The following is a 17666-nucleotide window of genomic DNA, read 5'->3' on the forward strand; positions in this document are numbered from 1 at the left end:
GGCTTTTAGTCTGCTCTAGAGCTTGGGTATTTAGATCAATAAACACTGTGAGTTGATTTAAATACCGTCATAGACCGTAGGTGAAAATTTTTTAACGTAGTTTATCTTTATGAGATAAGTTAAAGAATGGTCTTAAAAATAGCCTACGCAGGCGGTGGTACCCGACTCAGTATTCTGGGCGGTTCATCGTTTACACTGGAGCAAAAGGTTTTAATTTTTGTTCTGTATTGTAAATCCTCTAGCCTTAGGGTTAGACCTTTTGGAGGTGAACAACGTGGCACTTGGACTTGAAGGTAAAAAGGCGATAGTTGAAGAGGTTAATGAAATTGCTTCTACTGCACTATCTGCTGTACTTGCTGAGTACCGTGGTATGACAGTCGATCAAATGACTGCGCTACGCGTCAAGGCCCGTGAGAGTGGCGTCTACTTACGAGTAGTACGAAATACTCTTGCTAAACGTGCTGTTGAAGATACAGAGTTCGCTTGCTTGAATGAAGCTTTAGTTGGACAGGTTGTCTGTGCGTTTTCGCTAGAAGAGCCTGGCGCAGCTGCACGACTAGTTCGCGATTTTGCAAAAGATTGCGATAAGTTAGAAGCAAAAGCGATTGCAGTTGGCGGTACTTTACATAGTGCTGATCAATTGGATGCGGTTGCTAAGCTACCAACTAAAGATGAAGCAATTGCTTCTTTGATGAGTGTAATGAATGGACCAGTAACAAAACTGGCTCGTACATTAAACGAATTCCCATCGCGTATTACTCGTGTAATCAATGCGGTGAAAGAACAGAAGCAAGCAGCGTAATTATTCAACAGATCGTTTACGTAATTACTAAAGTTTTTTTAATTTTTAATTTAAATTTTCCCAGGAGAATGAGTAATGGCTCTTTCTAAAGATGATATCTTAAATGCAATTGCTGAAATGTCAGTAATGGAAGTTGTTGAACTAGTTGAAGCAATGGAAGAAAAATTTGGCGTAACTGCTGCTGCAGCTACTGCTGTTGTTGCTGGCCCAGCTGCTGATGCACCTGCTGCTGCTGAGCAAACTGAGTTTGACGTTGTTATGACTAGCTTTGGTGCTAACAAAGTTGCTGTAATTAAAGCGGTTCGTGGTATTACAGGTTTAGGTCTTAAAGAAGCAAAAGCTGCTGTTGAAGGTGCTCCAACACCTATCAAAGAAGGCGTTGCTAAAGAAGAAGCTGAAGATGTTAAAAAGCAGCTTGAAGAAGCAGGCGCTACTGTAGAAATCAAGTAATTGAATTCTACTTTTAGCTAGCTTGGATAATCCGGCTGGTGGCAAATTTGCCTCCGGCCGTTTTGCCGTTTTTTAAGCGGTGTTTCAGATACATTTTTTGATACGGACTTGTCAATAATTCAAAATATGTGGTTAAACTTTTGAATGCAGGTTTGTGGTAAATGTATCCGGTAAAAATGTTGTAGTTTTAAGTTTTTGTAGTGTATTCATAGTCAATTTCGCCGTATCAAGAATTGATTATAAAAAACAAATGAAAGCTAACTGAGGAGCCCAGATGGCATATTCATATACTGAGAAAAAGCGAATCCGGAAGGATTTCGGCCTGAATAAAAGAGTTTTAGATGTCCCTTATTTGCTTGCAATTCAATTAGACTCTTATCGCTCTTTTTTAAATAAAGACGATATTGTTGATTCTGGTCTTGAAAAAGCATTTAAGTCTGTATTTCCAATCACCAGCTATTCTGGTTCAGCAGCTTTAGAGTATATCAGTTACACGCTTGGTGAGCCTGTATTTGATGTAAAAGAATGTCAAATTAGGAGTGTGACTTATTCTGCTGCTTTAAGAGTCAAAATCAGATTAGTCATTTACGATAAAGAAAATAAAAATAAGACAGTAAAAGAGGTTCGTGAACAAGAAGTCTATATGGGTGAAATGCCTTTGATGACGGATAATGGTACTTTTGTTATCAATGGCACTGAGCGAGTTATTGTTTCTCAGTTACATCGTAGTCCAGGTGTCTTTTTTGACTCAGATAAAGGTAAAACGCATTCGTCTGGAAAGCTTCTTTATAATGCGCGAGTTATACCATACCGTGGTTCTTGGTTAGATTTCGAATTTGATCCAAAAGATTGTGTCTTCGTTCGAATCGATCGTCGACGTAAACTACCTGCAACAATTTTATTACGTGCACTTGGTTATTCAACTGTTGAAATGCTGGAAATGTTTTATAACAATGACAAGTTGAATATTGATAAAGAAGGAATCATAACACTTGCTCTAATCCCTGAAAGGTTACGCGGTGAAATTGCTTCTTTTGATATTAAAGGTAAAGGCGGTAAAGTTATTGTTGAAGCGGGTCGTAGAATTACTGTTCGTCATATTAAAGAACTTGAAAAAGCTGGTACTGATAAGATAGAAATTCCAGCTGACTATTTGATTGGCAAAGCAACTGCTCGCGATATTATTGATGAAGAAACCGGAGAGGTTTTAGTTGAAGCAAACTCTGAAGTAACAGAAGAGTTATTAGCTAAAATTCAAGAAGCTGGCGTTACTCAATTTGAAACACTATTTACTAATGATTTGGATTGCGGACCTTATATTTCAGATACACTAAAAATAGATCCAAGTACAACCGCTTTAGAAGCTTTGATTGAAATTTATCGTATGATGCGTCCTGGCGAACCGCCAACAAAAGATTCTGCTGAAACGTTATTTGAAAATTTATTCTTTACCGAAGATCGTTACGACTTATCAAGAGTTGGACGAATGAAGTTTAATCGTCGTGTGGGTCGAGATTCTGATGAGGGTGAAGGTACTTTATCTAAACAAGATATAATCGATGTTGTTAACACATTACTAGATATTCGAAATGGTAAAGGTGTTGTTGATGATATTGACCATCTTGGAAATCGTCGTATTCGAAGTGTTGGTGAAATGGCCGAAAATCAGTTCCGAGTTGGATTGGTGAGAGTTGAACGAGCAGTAAAAGAACGCTTGAGTATGGCTGAAGCTGATAATTTAATGCCGCAAGATTTAATTAATGCGAAACCTGTTTCTGCTGCAATTAAAGAATTCTTTGGTTCAAGTCAGTTATCTCAATTTATGGACCAAAACAATCCTTTATCAGAAATTACCCATAAACGCCGTGTTTCTGCATTAGGTCCTGGTGGTCTTACAAGAGAAAGAGCTGGCTTTGAGGTGCGAGATGTTCATCCAACTCATTATGGTCGAGTTTGTCCGATTGAAACACCTGAGGGACCAAACATCGGATTGATAAACTCTTTGGCTTGTTATGCAAGAACTAATGATTACGGTTTCTTAGAAACGCCTTATAGGCGAGTTGATAATGGTCAAGTAACTGAGGAGATTGATTTCCTATCTGCTATAGATGAAGGGAATTATTATATTGCACAGGCTAATGTTGTACTCGATAGTAATGGTCATATGACCGATGACTTAGTTTCTTGTCGTTATCAAGGTGAGTTTACTTTAACGACTGTTGATAATGTTCAATATATGGATGTTTCTCCACAGCAAATTGTTTCTGTTGCTGCATCGATGATTCCGTTCCTTGAGCATGATGATGCGAACCGTGCATTAATGGGGTCAAACATGCAACGTCAAGCGGTTCCTACATTACGTGCAGATAAGCCACTTGTTGGTACTGGCATGGAGCGTACTGTAGCTGTTGATTCAGGTGTAACTGTATCTGCTAAGCGTGGTGGAATTATTGAGTTTGTTGATGCAAGTCGTATTGTTGTTCGTGTTAATGACGATGAAACCATTGGCGGTGAAGCCGGTGTTGATATTTATAACTTAACTAAATATACGCGTTCAAATCAAAATACTTGTATCAACCAACGTCCAATAGTGAGTGTTGGGCATAAAATTGGCCGTGGTGATGTGTTAGCTGATGGACCTTCAACTGATTTAGGTGAGTTGGCTCTTGGGCAAAATATGAAAATTGCATTTATGCCTTGGAATGGATACAACTTTGAGGATTCAATCTTAATTTCTGAAAATGTGGTAAAAGAAGATCGTTTTACCAGTATTCATATTCAAGAGTTAACTTGTATTGCTCGTGATACTAAATTAGGTTCAGAAGAAATTACCGCTGATATTCCAAATGTAGGTGAGAGCGCGTTAGCAAAACTAGATGAGTCTGGTATTGTTTATGTTGGTGCTGAAGTAAAAGCTGGTGATATCTTAGTGGGTAAAGTAACGCCTAAAGGTGAGACTCAACTAACACCTGAAGAAAAACTATTAAGAGCTATCTTTGGTGAAAAAGCGAGTGACGTTAAAGATACTTCTTTACGTGTTTCATCGGGAACCGTTGGAACCGTCATTGATGTTCAAGTATTCACTCGTGATGGTGTTGAAAAAGATGCTCGTGCTATGGATATTGAAGCCAGTGAAATAGCTCGTGTGAAAAAAGATTTAAATGACGAGCTTTCTATATTAAAAGGCAACATTCAAGGTCGTGCTTATAAAATTCTTCAAGGTGCTGTTGCAGAAAAAGGGCCTGAAAGGCTTAAAAAAGGAACTACACTTACCGATGAATATTTAGAAGAAATTGGTGCTGAACAGTGGTTAGATATTCAATTGAGAGATGAAGAATTACAAACTCAAATCGAAGCACTTGCAGCAAATCTTGAAGAACAGAAAAAAGAATACGATAAGAAACTTGAGATCAAACGAGTAAAAATCACTCAAGGTGATGATTTAGCACCTGGTGTATTAAAAGTAGTTAAAGTTTATATGGCTGTTAAACGTCGTGTACAACCAGGTGATAAAATGGCTGGTCGTCACGGTAATAAAGGGGTTATCTCAAATATTGTTCCTGTAGAAGACATGCCTTATTTGGAAAATGGTGAGCCTGTCGATATTGTGTTAAATCCGCTAGGGGTTCCATCTCGTATGAATATCGGGCAAATACTCGAAACTCATTTAGGTTGGGCTGCTAAAGGTATCGGTCGTAAGATTGACGATATGATCGAAGAGCAACAAACAATACACAATATGAGAGAGTTTTTAGGGAAAGTTTACAACCACCGTGATATTCCAACAGTTGATTTAGACTCTTTTACAGACGAAGAGATTTTAACTTTAGGAAGCAATTTGCGTAACGGTGTGCCTATGGGAACTCCTGTTTTTGATGGAGCTAAAGAGTCAGAAATTAAGCATTTGCTGGAGTTGGCCGGAGAAAGTACTTCTGGTCAATCATGGTTATATGATGGACGTACAGGCGACCAATTTGAAAGACCTGTAACTGTTGGCTACATGTATATGCTGAAACTTAACCACTTAGTTGATGACAAAATGCATGCACGTTCAACAGGATCTTATAGTCTGGTTACGCAACAACCATTGGGTGGTAAAGCTCAATTTGGTGGTCAGCGTTTCGGGGAAATGGAAGTATGGGCATTGGAAGCATATGGTGCGACTTATACCCTACAAGAAATGCTGACTGTTAAGTCCGATGATGTGAATGGACGTACTAGAATGTATAAAAATATTGTTGACGGTGATCACCGCATGGATCCAGGTATGCCTGAGTCCTTTAATGTTTTAGTCAAGGAAATCAGATCGCTTGGTATTAATATCGAGTTGGAATTGGAAGACTAAATACTATTGCGGAATGGCTTGCGGCATTTGTTGTTAAATGCTCGCAAGCAACTAACCATCAGTTTCTATTGAACTCCGGGAGGAGAAAAAGTTGAAAGATTTATTAAACTTTATTAAACAACAAAATCAAACTGAAGAATTCGACGCCATTCGAATTGGTTTAGCATCACCCGAAATGATCCGTTCATGGTCTTTCGGTGAAGTAAAAAAACCTGAAACGATTAACTATCGTACTTTTAAACCAGAAAGAGATGGTTTGTTCTGTGCCAAAATTTTTGGGCCTGTTAAAGATTATGAATGCTTATGTGGTAAATATAAGCGATTAAAACACCGTGGTGTTATTTGTGAAAAGTGTGGGGTAGAAGTTGCACTGGCTAAAGTTCGTCGTGAGCGAATGGGACATATTGATTTAGCTTGTCCAGTTGCGCATATCTGGTTTTTGAAATCATTACCATCTCGAATTGGTTTATTGATGGATATGACTCTGCGTGACATTGAGCGTGTACTTTATTTTGAAGCATTTGTGGTCACTGAACCAGGTATGACGACTTTAGAACGTGGTCAATTATTAAGCGAAGAAACTTACCTTGATGCACTAGAAGAGTTTGGTGATGAGTTTGAAGCAAAAATGGGTGCAGAAGCAGTCATGACACTGCTAACTCATATTAATATAGAAGAAGAAGCTAAAACTATTCGTGAAGAAATTCCGAATACTAACTCTGAAACTAAATTAAAGAAGTTTTCTAAACGCTTAAAGTTGTTAGAAGCGTTCATTGAATCAGGTAATAAACCAGAGTGGATGATTATGACAGTACTACCTGTCTTGCCACCTGATTTAAGACCATTGGTTCCATTAGATGGTGGACGTTTTGCGACATCCGATCTGAATGATTTATATCGCCGTGTTATTAATAGAAATAACCGTCTGAAAAGATTATTAGACTTAAATGCGCCTGATATTATTGTTCGTAATGAAAAACGTATGTTACAAGAAGCGGTTGATGCGTTGCTTGATAATGGTCGTCGTGGAAGAGCTATTACAGGTTCTAATAAGCGTCCGTTAAAATCATTAGCCGATATGATTAAAGGTAAACAAGGTCGTTTCCGTCAAAACCTTCTTGGTAAGCGTGTTGATTACTCAGGACGTTCGGTTATTGTGGTTGGGCCGACATTAAGGCTTCATCAATGCGGATTACCGAAAAAGATGGCGCTTGAGTTATTTAAGCCATTTATCTTTGGTAAATTAGAGTTAAGAGGCTTAGCAACAACTATTAAAGCGGCTAAGAAAATGGTTGAGCGTGAAGAGCCTGTTGTTTGGGATATTCTTGAAGAGGTTATTCGAGAACACCCTGTGTTGTTAAACCGTGCACCAACACTGCATAGATTGGGTATCCAAGCATTTGAACCTGTTCTTATTGAAGGTAAAGCAATTCAATTACATCCGCTAGTCTGTGTTGCTTATAACGCCGACTTTGATGGTGACCAAATGGCGGTTCACGTACCTCTAACAATTGAAGCGCAGTTAGAGTCACGGGCATTGATGATGGCAACTAACAATGTGTTATCTCCTGCTAATGGTGAGCCAATTATCGTACCGACCCAGGATGTTGTATTAGGGTTATATTATTTAACCCGTGAGAAAGTTAATGTAAAAGGCGAAGGCATGGTTTTCGCTGATACGGCTGAAGCATTACGTGCTTATCGAAATGGTAACGCTGCGCTTCATGCTAAAGTTAAGGTTCGTTTGACTGAAACCGCTATTGATGAAGAAGGAAATCGTGAAGAAACTACTTCTTTAGTGGATACGACTATTGGTCGTTCTTTACTGTTTGAAGTTGTTCCAAAAGGTTTACCATATGAGCTGGTTAACCAAAAAATGACTAAGAAAGCGATTTCTAATTTGGTCAATCAGGCTTATCGTCGATTAGGTTTAAAAGAAACGGTTATTTTTGCAGATCAGCTGATGTATACCGGATTTAATTATGCAACCCTTTCTGGCGCATCGGTAGGAATTGACGATATGGTCATTCCAGATGAAAAGAAAACAATCATTGATAGTGCCGAGCAAGAAGTCAGAGAAATTGAAGAGCAATTCGCATCTGGTTTGGTAACTCATGGTGAGCGTTATAACAAAGTGGTTGATATCTGGTCTCATACCAACGAGCAAGTAGCCAAAGCAATGATGGATAACTTAAGCCATGAAGATGTTATCGATGCCGAAGGTAATACTGTAAAACAACAGTCATTTAACTCTGTTTATATGATGGCTGACTCAGGTGCTCGTGGTAGTGCTGCGCAGATAAGGCAGCTTGCCGGGATGCGTGGCTTGATGGCTAAGCCAGATGGCTCAATTATTGAAAGCCCGATTAAAGCGAATTTCCGTGAAGGTTTAAGTGTACTTGAATACTTTATTTCTACTCACGGTGCTCGTAAAGGTTTGGCTGATACCGCATTGAAAACGGCTAACTCTGGTTATTTGACTCGACGATTAGTTGATGTTGCACAGGACTTGGTAATTACAGAAACTGATTGTGGTACCGAAAAAGGTTTAACTATGACTCCTCTGATTGAAGGGGGAGATGTTGTTGAACCGTTAAGAGAGCGAGTACTAGGTAGAGTTAATGCTGAGCACATCTATAAACCAAATTCAGATGAAGTGATTTGTGAAGCTGGAACTTTATTAGATGAGCAATGGGTTGAAATTCTTGAAGCAAACAGTATTGACCAAGTGGTTGTTCGTTCGGTTATTACTTGTGAAACCCGCCAAGGTGTTTGTGCTCAGTGCTATGGTCGTGATTTGGCTCGTGGACATCGAATTAATATAGGTGAAGCTGTTGGTGTTGTTGCTGCTCAGTCTATCGGTGAGCCTGGTACACAGCTAACTATGCGTACTTTCCATATTGGTGGGGCTGCATCGAGACAAAGTGCTGAAAATAATGTACAGATTAAAAATGACGGAATACTTAAATTACATAACGCTAAATATGTTACAAGAGAAGACAGTAAATTAGTGATTGTTTCTCGTTCTACGGAATTAACGCTTCTTGATGAATTTGGACGTGAACGTGAGCGTTATAAAGTACCTTATGGTTCGGTACTTGAAGTTCAGGATGGTGCTAAGGTTCAAGGGGGCGATGTTGTTGCTAACTGGGATCCTCATACACATCCAATCATCACTGAGATTGCGGGTACTATCAAGTTACAAGATTTGATTGAAGGCGTTAATATGACTCGCCAAACGGATGAATTGACTGGTTTGAGTTCATTGGTAATTACAGAGTCTAAACGTACCGGTACTAAGTCAAACGACTTACGACCGATGATCAAGTTGTTTGATAGTAAAGGTAAAGAGTTATTGATTCCTGGTACGACCATGCCCGCGCAATATATCTTACCAGTTAATGCGATTGTTAGTATTGAAGATGGTTCTGAAGTTGGTGTGGGTACTGCGATAGCGCGTATACCTCAAGAGGGATCAAAAACAGGTGACATTACTGGTGGTCTTCCGCGTGTTGCTGATTTATTTGAAGCAAGAAAACCAAAAGAGCCTGCTATTTTAGCCGAAATTTCGGGTACTGTTAGCTTTGGTAAAGAAACTAAAGGTAAACGCCGTTTGGTGATTACGCCGCCAGAAGGTGACTCTTATGAAGAGCTAATTCATAAGTGGCGTCACTTTAATGTGTTCGAAGGTGAAAAGGTTGAAAAAGGTGAGGTTGTATCCGATGGTGCAGATAACCCTCATGATATATTACGTCTAAAAGGAATTAGTTCATTGGCTAATTATATTACCAATGAAGTGCAAGACGTATATCGTCTGCAAGGTGTAAAAATTAACGATAAGCATATCGAAGCAATCGTTCGTCAGATGCTACGTAAAGTGATCATTAGCAACCCTGGAGATAGCTTGCTATTGAAAGGCGAACAAATGGAATATGTACGTGTTCTTGATATTAATGACAAACTTGCTGCTGAAGGTAAAGATTTAGTTCAATATGAACGTGTTCTTATGGGAATTACTAAAGCTTCTTTAGCTACAGAATCGTTTGTTTCTGCTGCATCTTTCCAGGAAACAACTCGTGTTCTAACTGAAGCTGCTGTCAGTGGTAAGAAAGATCGCTTAGTGGGTCTTAAAGAAAATGTTATCGTTGGTCGTTTAATACCTGCAGGTACAGGTTTAACTTATCATGAAGAACGTAAAAATCGTTTGACTGGTGGGTTTGAGTTTGATGTTGAAGAAACGGTTTCTGCTGAAGATGCTGAAAAAGCACTTAGCGATGCGTTAAGTTCAACAGGTTTAGAAGGCGATGAAGCCTAAATAGAATTTGGCTACTGTCTGTTTTTTGATCGAATGGGCAGTGGTCATCTTGACATCCTAATCTCGGGCAATTACAATGCCGCACCCTTAACTATGGGCTGTGAGCTTTGTCTATAGGTTGGGATTTTATTAAGTAAAAAAGCTGGAGCTATTGTAAACAATGTCAACTATTAATCAGTTGGTACGCAAGCCGCGTAAAAAAGTGGTTCAAAAGAGTAACGTACCTGCGCTAGAAGCTAATCCGCAAAAGCGTGGTGTTTGTACTCGTGTTTACACTACCACTCCTAAAAAGCCTAATTCAGCATTACGTAAAGTTGCTCGTGTTCGTTTAACTAACGGATTTGAGGTAACTTCATACATTGGTGGTGAAGGTCATAATTTACAAGAGCATAGTGTTGTAATGATTCGTGGGGGTCGTGTTAAAGACTTACCTGGTGTTCGTTATCACTGTGTTCGTGGAAATCTTGATTTGGCTGGAGTGAAAGATCGTAAACAAGGCCGCTCTAAATATGGTGCTAAGCGACCAAAATAAACTTTGAGTTTATTAAGCAAAATTAATGTTAGTTATTAATGTTAATTTTTTAAATATGGCATTCGACTGTTCAATAGTTTTAGCTCAAATCCGCAATGGTTTTGGGTTAAAAACTAGGTTGAATGTAAAAACAACATCCCTTTGAGATGTGAGTAAGGTCCGGGCAACAGTCCTGGTTAAACCTGAAGTAACACATAGGAAAATATATTATGCCTAGAAGACGCGTAGTCGCTAAACGTGAGATCTTGCCTGATCCTAAGTTTGGAAGTGAACTATTAGCTAAATTCATCAACGTATTGATGGTTGATGGAAAAAAGTCTGTAGCAGAAAAAATTGTCTACAGAGCTTTAGATATTATTAAAGAAAAAAAGAATACCGAAGATGCACTACCAGTATTTGAAGAAGGTTTGGATAAAATCCGTCCTTTAGTTGAGGTTAAATCTCGACGTGTTGGTGGTTCAACTTATCAGGTACCAGTTGAAGTAAGACCTTCTCGACAAACTGCGCTTGCTATGCGCTGGTTAGTTGAAGGTGCACGAAAACGTGGTGAAAAGTCTATGGATGCTCGTTTAGCCGGTGAAATACTTGATGCTATCGAAAATAGAGGATCTTGCGTTAAGAAACGTGAAGATGTTCACCGTATGGCTGAAGCTAACAAAGCATTTGCTCATTACCGCTGGTAAAGTACTGCTGCTCTTTCTTTGTGAGTTGAAGAGGAAATACTAATGGCACGAACTACTCCGATTAATCTCTACCGCAATATTGGTATATGTGCGCACGTTGATGCTGGTAAAACAACCACGACAGAGCGTGTTTTATTTTATACTGGTTTATCACATAAAATTGGTGAGGTCCATGATGGCGCTGCCACTATGGATTGGATGGAGCAAGAGCAAGAGCGTGGTATTACAATAACTTCAGCTGCAACTACGACTTTTTGGCGTGGAATGCAAGGGCAGTATGAAAATCATCGTATCAATATTATAGACACTCCTGGACATGTTGACTTTACTATTGAAGTTGAACGCTCATTGCGAGTTCTTGATGGTGCGGTGGTTGTTTTTTGTGGTTCTTCCGGAGTTGAACCTCAGTCTGAAACTGTATGGCGTCAGGCCAATAAGTATCGTGTTCCACGTATGGTCTTTGTGAATAAAATGGATCGTGCTGGTGCTGATTTCTTGCGTGTTATTGAACAGATTGAAAGTCGGCTAGGATCAAACCCAGTTCCAATTCAGTTACCTATTGGCGCTGAAGAAGAATTCCGAGGCGTTGTAGATCTCATTAAAATGAAAGCCATCTATTGGAACGAGGCCGATAGAGGTATGAGTTTTGAATATGCAGATATTCCATCCGAAATGCTTTCAGAGTGTCAAAACTGGCGAGAAAAATTAATTGAGGCTGCTGCTGAGGCTAATGAAGAATTAATGGATAAATACCTTGAAGAAGGTGATTTATCTGAAGAAGAAATCAAGTCTGGTTTAAGAATTCGTACTCTTGCCAACGAAATTGTAGTTGCAACTTGCGGTAGTGCATTTAAAAATAAAGGTGTTCAAGCTGTATTAGATGCTGTTATTGATTACATGCCTGCGCCAATTGATGTACCACCAATCGTTGGGCTAAAAGAAGATGGTGAAACAGAAGATTCGAGACCGCCAGAAGATAAAGCGCCTTTTTCTGCCTTAGCTTTCAAAATAGCGACCGATCCTTTTGTAGGAACATTAACATTTTTTAGAGTTTATTCTGGTGTGTTACGCACAGGTGACCAGATCTTTAATTCGGTTAAAGGAAAGAAAGAACGAGTTGGTCGAATTGTACAAATGCACTCTAACTCACGTGAAGAAGTTAAAGAAGTTTATGCTGGTGATATTGCCGCTGCAATTGGTATTAAAGATGTAACAACTGGTGATACTTTCTGTGATCCGGTAAAACGGATTATTTTAGAGAGAATGGAGTTTCCTGAGCCAGTAATATCTGTTGCTGTTGAGCCTAAAACAAAACCTGATCAAGAAAAGATGGGAATAGCGCTTGGCAAATTAGCACAAGAAGATCCTTCATTTAGGGTAGAAACTGATGAAGAGTCTGGTCAAACAATCATTTCTGGGATGGGAGAGCTACATCTGGATATTATTGTTGATCGAATGAAAAGAGAATTTAAAGTTGATGCTAACATCGGTAAACCACAAGTTGCTTATAGAGAAACAATTCGTAAATCAGTTGAAGCCGAAGGCAAGTTTGTTCGTCAGTCTGGTGGGCGAGGACAATATGGTCATGTTTGGCTAAGAATTGAACCGAAAGGGTCCGGTGAAGGGTTTGAATTTGTTAATGAAATTGTTGGTGGTGTAGTACCAAGAGAGTATATTCCTGCTGTTAGCAAAGGTGCTGAAGAGCAAATGCAACAAGGCGTATTTTCTGGCTATCCAATGGTAGATGTAAAAGTCACCTTGTTTGACGGTTCATTTCATGATGTAGATTCGAGTGAAATGGCTTTTAAAATAGCAGGCTCAATGGGATTTAGGAAAGGTGCTCTTGAAGCTGATCCTGTATTACTAGAGCCTATTATGGCTGTAGAGGTGGTTACGCCGGAGGACTATATGGGAGACGTGATGGGAGATCTCAATCGTCGCCGAGGGATGGTGCAGGGAATGGATGATAATCCAACTGGTAAAGTCATTCGCGCAGAAGTACCACTGGGGGAGATGTTTGGCTATGCAACTGATCTGAGAAGTGCAACGCAAGGCAGAGCTAGTTATTCGATGGAATTCGCAAAATATGAAGAAGCACCTAAAAGTGTTTCTGAAGGTTTGAAATACTAATATTTATTTAAATTATAATTGAACGAGGAAATAGGTAATGTCAAAAGAAAAATTTGAACGAACCAAACCCCATGTCAATGTAGGTACAATTGGCCACGTTGACCATGGAAAAACCACACTGACAGCAGCAATGTGTACAGTTTTATCAGCGGCTTTCGGTGGTGCAGCAAAAGATTTCGCAGAAATCGATAATGCTCCAGAAGAGAAAGAGCGTGGCATCACAATCTCAACTTCCCATGTAGAGTATGAAACCGAAGGTCGTCACTACGCGCACGTAGACTGCCCAGGACATGCTGACTATGTTAAGAACATGATCACTGGAGCGGCTCAAATGGACGGTGCGATTCTAGTTTGTTCAGCAGCGGATGGCCCCATGCCACAAACCCGTGAGCACATTCTTTTATCTCGTCAGGTAGGTGTACCGAAAATCGTTGTATTCTTAAACAAATGCGATATGGTTGATGACGAAGAGTTATTAGAATTAGTAGAAATGGAAGTTAGAGAGTTATTAGACGCTTATGAATTCCCAGGTGATGATACACCAATTATCAAAGGTTCAGCGTTAAAAGCTTTAGAAGGAGATGAAGGAGAATTAGGAAAAGGTGCCATTTTAGAATTGGCAGCGGCACTAGATTCTTACATTCCAGAGCCAGAGCGTGATATCGATAAAGATTTCATCATGCCGATAGAAGATGTATTCTCAATCTCAGGACGTGGAACAGTTGTAACAGGTCGTATCGAGCGTGGTATCATCAATGTTGGCGAAGAGATAGAAATCGTAGGCATAAAAGATACCACTAAAACGACGGTAACAGGTGTAGAGATGTTCCGTAAGTTATTAGACGAAGGTCGTGCAGGGGATAACGTAGGTATCTTGTTACGTGGAACTAAGCGTGATGAAGTTGAGCGTGGTCAGGTATTAGCGAAGCCGGGTTCAATTACACCTCATACGAAATTTGAAGCAGAGATTTATATCTTGAGTAAAGATGAAGGTGGACGTCATACGCCTTTCTTTAAAGGTTATCGTCCACAGTTCTACTTTAGAACAACAGACGTGACAGGTGCTTGTGAATTACCAGAAGGGGTAGAGATGGTAATGCCAGGAGATAACATCAAAATGGAAGTTGAGTTAATAGCACCGATAGCGATGGATGAAGGTTTACGTTTTGCAATTCGAGAAGGTGGTCGTACGGTTGGTGCGGGTGTTGTTTCTAAGATTATTGCTTAATAAGTAAAACTTAAGAACAAAAAAGCGTTCATATTGAACGCTTTTTTTGTGCCTAAAGTAATATCATTGGGGTTGTTTCCAAGTGATATACCCGACTAATTTTTTCCTAGAACTTAAGGGGTAGAAAATTAATTAAAGGTAGTACGTTTTATATATTCGCTGACAGTAGTTTGTTAAAGTTGATTGACTTCGAGCAATATCATTAAAAGTATTATCTAAATCTACCAAAATAAATTCTGCTAAAAAAGCAAATACGGTTGCATCCAATGAACATGGTTGATCTCCTAAAATATAAGGTTTGTTACTTATAAGACTAGATAATGCTTGAAAAGTTTTCAGGCAAATTTGCTCTACTTCCTGTTTTGAGTGCCTAGATATCCCTTGCCCTTTTAAAGTTCTTATGACTCCTCTACGGGCAATAAAAGGGATTATCAATTTCAGTGGAAATGGGAATTTACCAAAAAAAGTATTTTTTACTTTTGGCCAAGTTTCATCACATTGCCAACGAGAGTAGACTAAGGCGAAATAAAGATTTTCGTCCAATGATTTTGTAATGAGGTAAGTTAGTGCTTTTTGTTCATCAGATAAATGACTATCTAATCGACCATTATATTTTTTTTCTAAATAATCAATAATAAATTGAGAGTCAGCAATAATTTCACCGTCGTTTTCAATAAATGGCAATTTCCCTTTAGGGGCTTTGCTTAGATTATTTAAGCGGGAAATAGATTCATAATCGATATTAGCCATTAGTAAATAAGTTTCTACCTTTAATACAAAGGGGCTGGGATCAGATAAACCAAAGTTTGGGCCAAATGAATAGAGTTTGAGCATGGTTTTTCACAAGAAGGTTAACTAAGATATACGAATACTACCTAAGTGCTCCTGACAATGGTATGTCAGGAGAGAATAAAGTGTACTAGAATAAATAAAGTTTTTAATTAACACCGTACTCTGCAATTGCGATAACTTTGCAAGTTGTTTCATCGATATGAACAACAACAACTTTGTTCCTCGCTTTTGCTGATAATATAAATGATCTTTCGAAATTAGCGGTTTCTCTTGCGCTATCTAAGCACATATTATTAGGCCAGGTTGGATAGCAAGTACAGTTATTTCGCGACCAGTCCTCTAGAACTAAAGTGACTTTATCACCCTCATAGCTAGTACTGACCGATGAAATTTTTCCACTATGCCAATCTGCTTTTGCTGGTAAACAAAATAAAGTGGTTAATATTAAAAGTATTTTAAGCTTCATTGTTTTGTCCTTAATTTTTTGATTGAAAAGTGTATTTTCCCATTAATATCAATGTTTAGTGTTATTACCACTAACCTGATTATGTTCTTTTATATCTAATTCTTTAAAATTAAATTGCTCTAAGCAAAATTCACATTTGACTGATATTAGCCCTTCAGTCTGCAAAATATCGGTAACTTCTTTTTCTGGTAGTAAGCTGAGTGAATCCAACATTTTTTTTCGACTGCATCCACAAGCAAAATGAATATCATCGACAGATAAATAGCGGATATCCTCTTGGTGAAAAAGTCGATGCAATAACATTTCACTCTCAACAGTCAGAGCTTCTTCTTTATTAAGAGTTGAAGCCAAATGATTGAGATGCATGAAAGCTTCTTGGCTAATCATATCAGGAAGAGCTTGTAGTAAAAGCCCACAAGCTTGTTTTTTTTCGGTAAACAGCCAAATGCGTGTTTTTAATTGTTCAGATTGTTCAAAATAATTTTCAACACACTGACTAAGGTTTGTGCCATCTAATGGAACAATTCCTTGATAACGCTTACCTTTACTGGGCTCAATAGTTATTGAAAGGTGGCCTTTGCGTGTTAAGTCTTTAAATGTTAATGTGGAGTAGTCAATATCATCATCATATCTCGCTAACCCTCTAAAGTTCAAATCATGAGTTGTTTGAACAACGAGCATTTTTAATTTATCTGGTGTTTGTAATTGAAGTGAAATCTTACCTTCAAATTTCAGTGTGGTAGCAAGTAATACGTTAATTGAAGCTGCTTGAGTAAGTAAATCTGCAATCAGAGGTGGATAATTATGCCCATTAAGCATTTTTTGTGCTGATTGGTTAAGTTTGACTAGCTGGCCTCGAATGCCATCTGTTTCAAATATAAATCGGTGAATTGTATCGCTCATGTAATATCAACAGTTTGATCAGTTGTGTGCTTATTATATCTTTGTGTGAGGACTGAGCGAAGTGAAATTCCGATTTAGGTGGAATAAAGGGTAAAAGCTATTATTGTTTTTACCCTAATAATTTATGCTGCTTTGTTATTTGTACTTTCAAAAATTTTATCGGCTGATGATGCAATAAAACCTCTAAATAACTCTCCATTAGCCATTGGGTGGCGTAGTGCAAATTCGTAAAAGCAGCTTGGGATCATTTGTTTTGAGTCACTAAATTCAACTTCAATTGAGTTGGCCATAGTTGAGGATTGTTCTAAAAATGTATCAACAGTTCCTTTTATTTCCCCCCCTGAAGTATTGAGCTGAAATCCATTATCTTTTACAAACTGATTGACCTCACTAATATTATTAAATTGGGTTAGATGATTTATTGAAACGGTAAAGTGATTGGGCCTAAACCCAAAGGCTGCTACCCAAGCGGCATATTCGCTTTCTTCTAGTAGTTTTTGATAGGTTTTGTAACTGACATCCCATGACCTACCTGAATATAAGAAGTCTTGATTTTTGACATGGTTTAAGTTTATTTGAGAGGCCAATTGCTTGATGAGTGTTTGGGCATCAGTTGAGAATTCTTCAACTTTTAACTCGCTGATAAAAACGAGTGGCATGTTAGGATGAGAATAATGTTTGGCTCTAAGTTTCTTTTTTTCAAAATTATATTCACCCGCTTCTTCATATCCAGCATCAATCAAAGGTTGAGCTATTTCTTCAACAGTTATACCGAGTAAACCAAAAGTTCTAAAAGCAACATGATCATTGACAACAGTATTCTTTTTTTCGAAAAGATTAAAAATACGTTCTGCATCTGGGTTTAGTGATAGGTAGTCCTTCCACATATTACTAAAAAGTTGTTCAATACTTTGGGTGTTCATAAAAAACTCGCTTGGTTAAAAATACTACAAACTGGATACTCTATATGAGATGTGCCGAACTATAGCTATTTTTTTGATAAAGGAATAATATTGTTTA

At 38.5% G+C, this 17666-nt stretch carries 12 protein-coding genes; 8 read left to right on the forward strand and 4 right to left on the reverse strand.

Annotated features, from left to right (window positions below; genetic code table 11):
• Window positions 1-274 precede the first annotated feature (274 nt).
• The 8 genes from rplJ to tuf all read left to right on the forward strand — a co-directional run bounded on the left by rplJ (window position 275) and on the right by tuf (window position 14485).
• Complete coding sequence (rplJ, locus tag ACT5E3_RS03165) at window positions 275-802, forward strand: 50S ribosomal protein L10 (RefSeq protein WP_444996860.1); 528 nt, start codon at window positions 275-277, stop codon at window positions 800-802.
• Window positions 803-877: 75 nt separating this feature from the next.
• A complete protein-coding gene (gene rplL, locus ACT5E3_RS03170; RefSeq protein WP_444996861.1) occupies window positions 878-1252 on the forward strand; it encodes a 50S ribosomal protein L7/L12 in 375 nt (124 codons plus the stop codon).
• 274 nt (window positions 1253-1526) lie between these two features.
• Complete coding sequence (gene rpoB / locus ACT5E3_RS03175) at window positions 1527-5597, forward strand: DNA-directed RNA polymerase subunit beta (protein ID WP_444996862.1); 4071 nt, start codon at window positions 1527-1529, stop codon at window positions 5595-5597.
• A 91-nt stretch (window positions 5598-5688) separates the two neighbouring features.
• Entirely contained in the window at window positions 5689-9912 is a 4224-nt protein-coding gene (gene rpoC, locus ACT5E3_RS03180) for a DNA-directed RNA polymerase subunit beta' (protein WP_444996863.1), read from the forward strand.
• A 160-nt stretch (window positions 9913-10072) separates the two neighbouring features.
• The gene (rpsL, locus tag ACT5E3_RS03185) at window positions 10073-10444 is read left to right on the forward strand and encodes a 30S ribosomal protein S12 (protein ID WP_142942590.1); all 372 of its coding nucleotides are present in this window, start codon (window positions 10073-10075) and stop codon (window positions 10442-10444) included.
• A 209-nt stretch (window positions 10445-10653) separates the two neighbouring features.
• The gene (rpsG, locus tag ACT5E3_RS03190) at window positions 10654-11127 is read left to right on the forward strand and encodes a 30S ribosomal protein S7 (protein ID WP_444996864.1); all 474 of its coding nucleotides are present in this window, start codon (window positions 10654-10656) and stop codon (window positions 11125-11127) included.
• A gap of 42 nt (window positions 11128-11169) precedes the next feature.
• Window positions 11170-13257: an elongation factor G gene (gene fusA / locus ACT5E3_RS03195; protein WP_444996865.1), complete on the forward strand. Its 2088-nt coding sequence runs from the start codon at window positions 11170-11172 to the stop codon at window positions 13255-13257.
• Between the two features lie 37 nt (window positions 13258-13294).
• Window positions 13295-14485 (forward strand): elongation factor Tu, encoded by a 1191-nt coding sequence (gene tuf / locus ACT5E3_RS03200; RefSeq protein ID WP_444996855.1) that lies wholly within the window; start codon window positions 13295-13297, stop codon window positions 14483-14485.
• A 132-nt stretch (window positions 14486-14617) separates the two neighbouring features.
• Here tuf and ACT5E3_RS03205 read toward each other — a convergent pair whose 3' ends face one another.
• The 4 genes from ACT5E3_RS03205 to ACT5E3_RS03220 form a co-directional block, all read right to left on the reverse strand.
• A complete protein-coding gene (locus ACT5E3_RS03205; protein WP_444996866.1) occupies window positions 14618-15235 on the reverse strand; it encodes a glutathione S-transferase family protein in 618 nt (205 codons plus the stop codon).
• A 187-nt stretch (window positions 15236-15422) separates the two neighbouring features.
• Complete coding sequence (locus ACT5E3_RS03210; RefSeq protein WP_444996867.1) at window positions 15423-15743, reverse strand: hypothetical protein; 321 nt, start codon at window positions 15741-15743, stop codon at window positions 15423-15425.
• Window positions 15744-15791: 48 nt separating this feature from the next.
• Window positions 15792-16646 carry an Hsp33 family molecular chaperone HslO gene (gene hslO / locus ACT5E3_RS03215; RefSeq protein WP_444996868.1) on the reverse strand — a complete coding sequence of 285 codons (855 nt, stop codon included), beginning with the start codon at window positions 16644-16646 and terminating at the stop codon, window positions 15792-15794.
• A 122-nt stretch (window positions 16647-16768) separates the two neighbouring features.
• Window positions 16769-17569 carry a DUF1338 domain-containing protein gene (locus ACT5E3_RS03220; RefSeq protein ID WP_444996869.1) on the reverse strand — a complete coding sequence of 267 codons (801 nt, stop codon included), beginning with the start codon at window positions 17567-17569 and terminating at the stop codon, window positions 16769-16771.
• Between the last annotated feature and the right edge of the window lie 97 nt (window positions 17570-17666).

It is taken from the genome of Aliikangiella litoralis, from assembly GCF_052495765.1.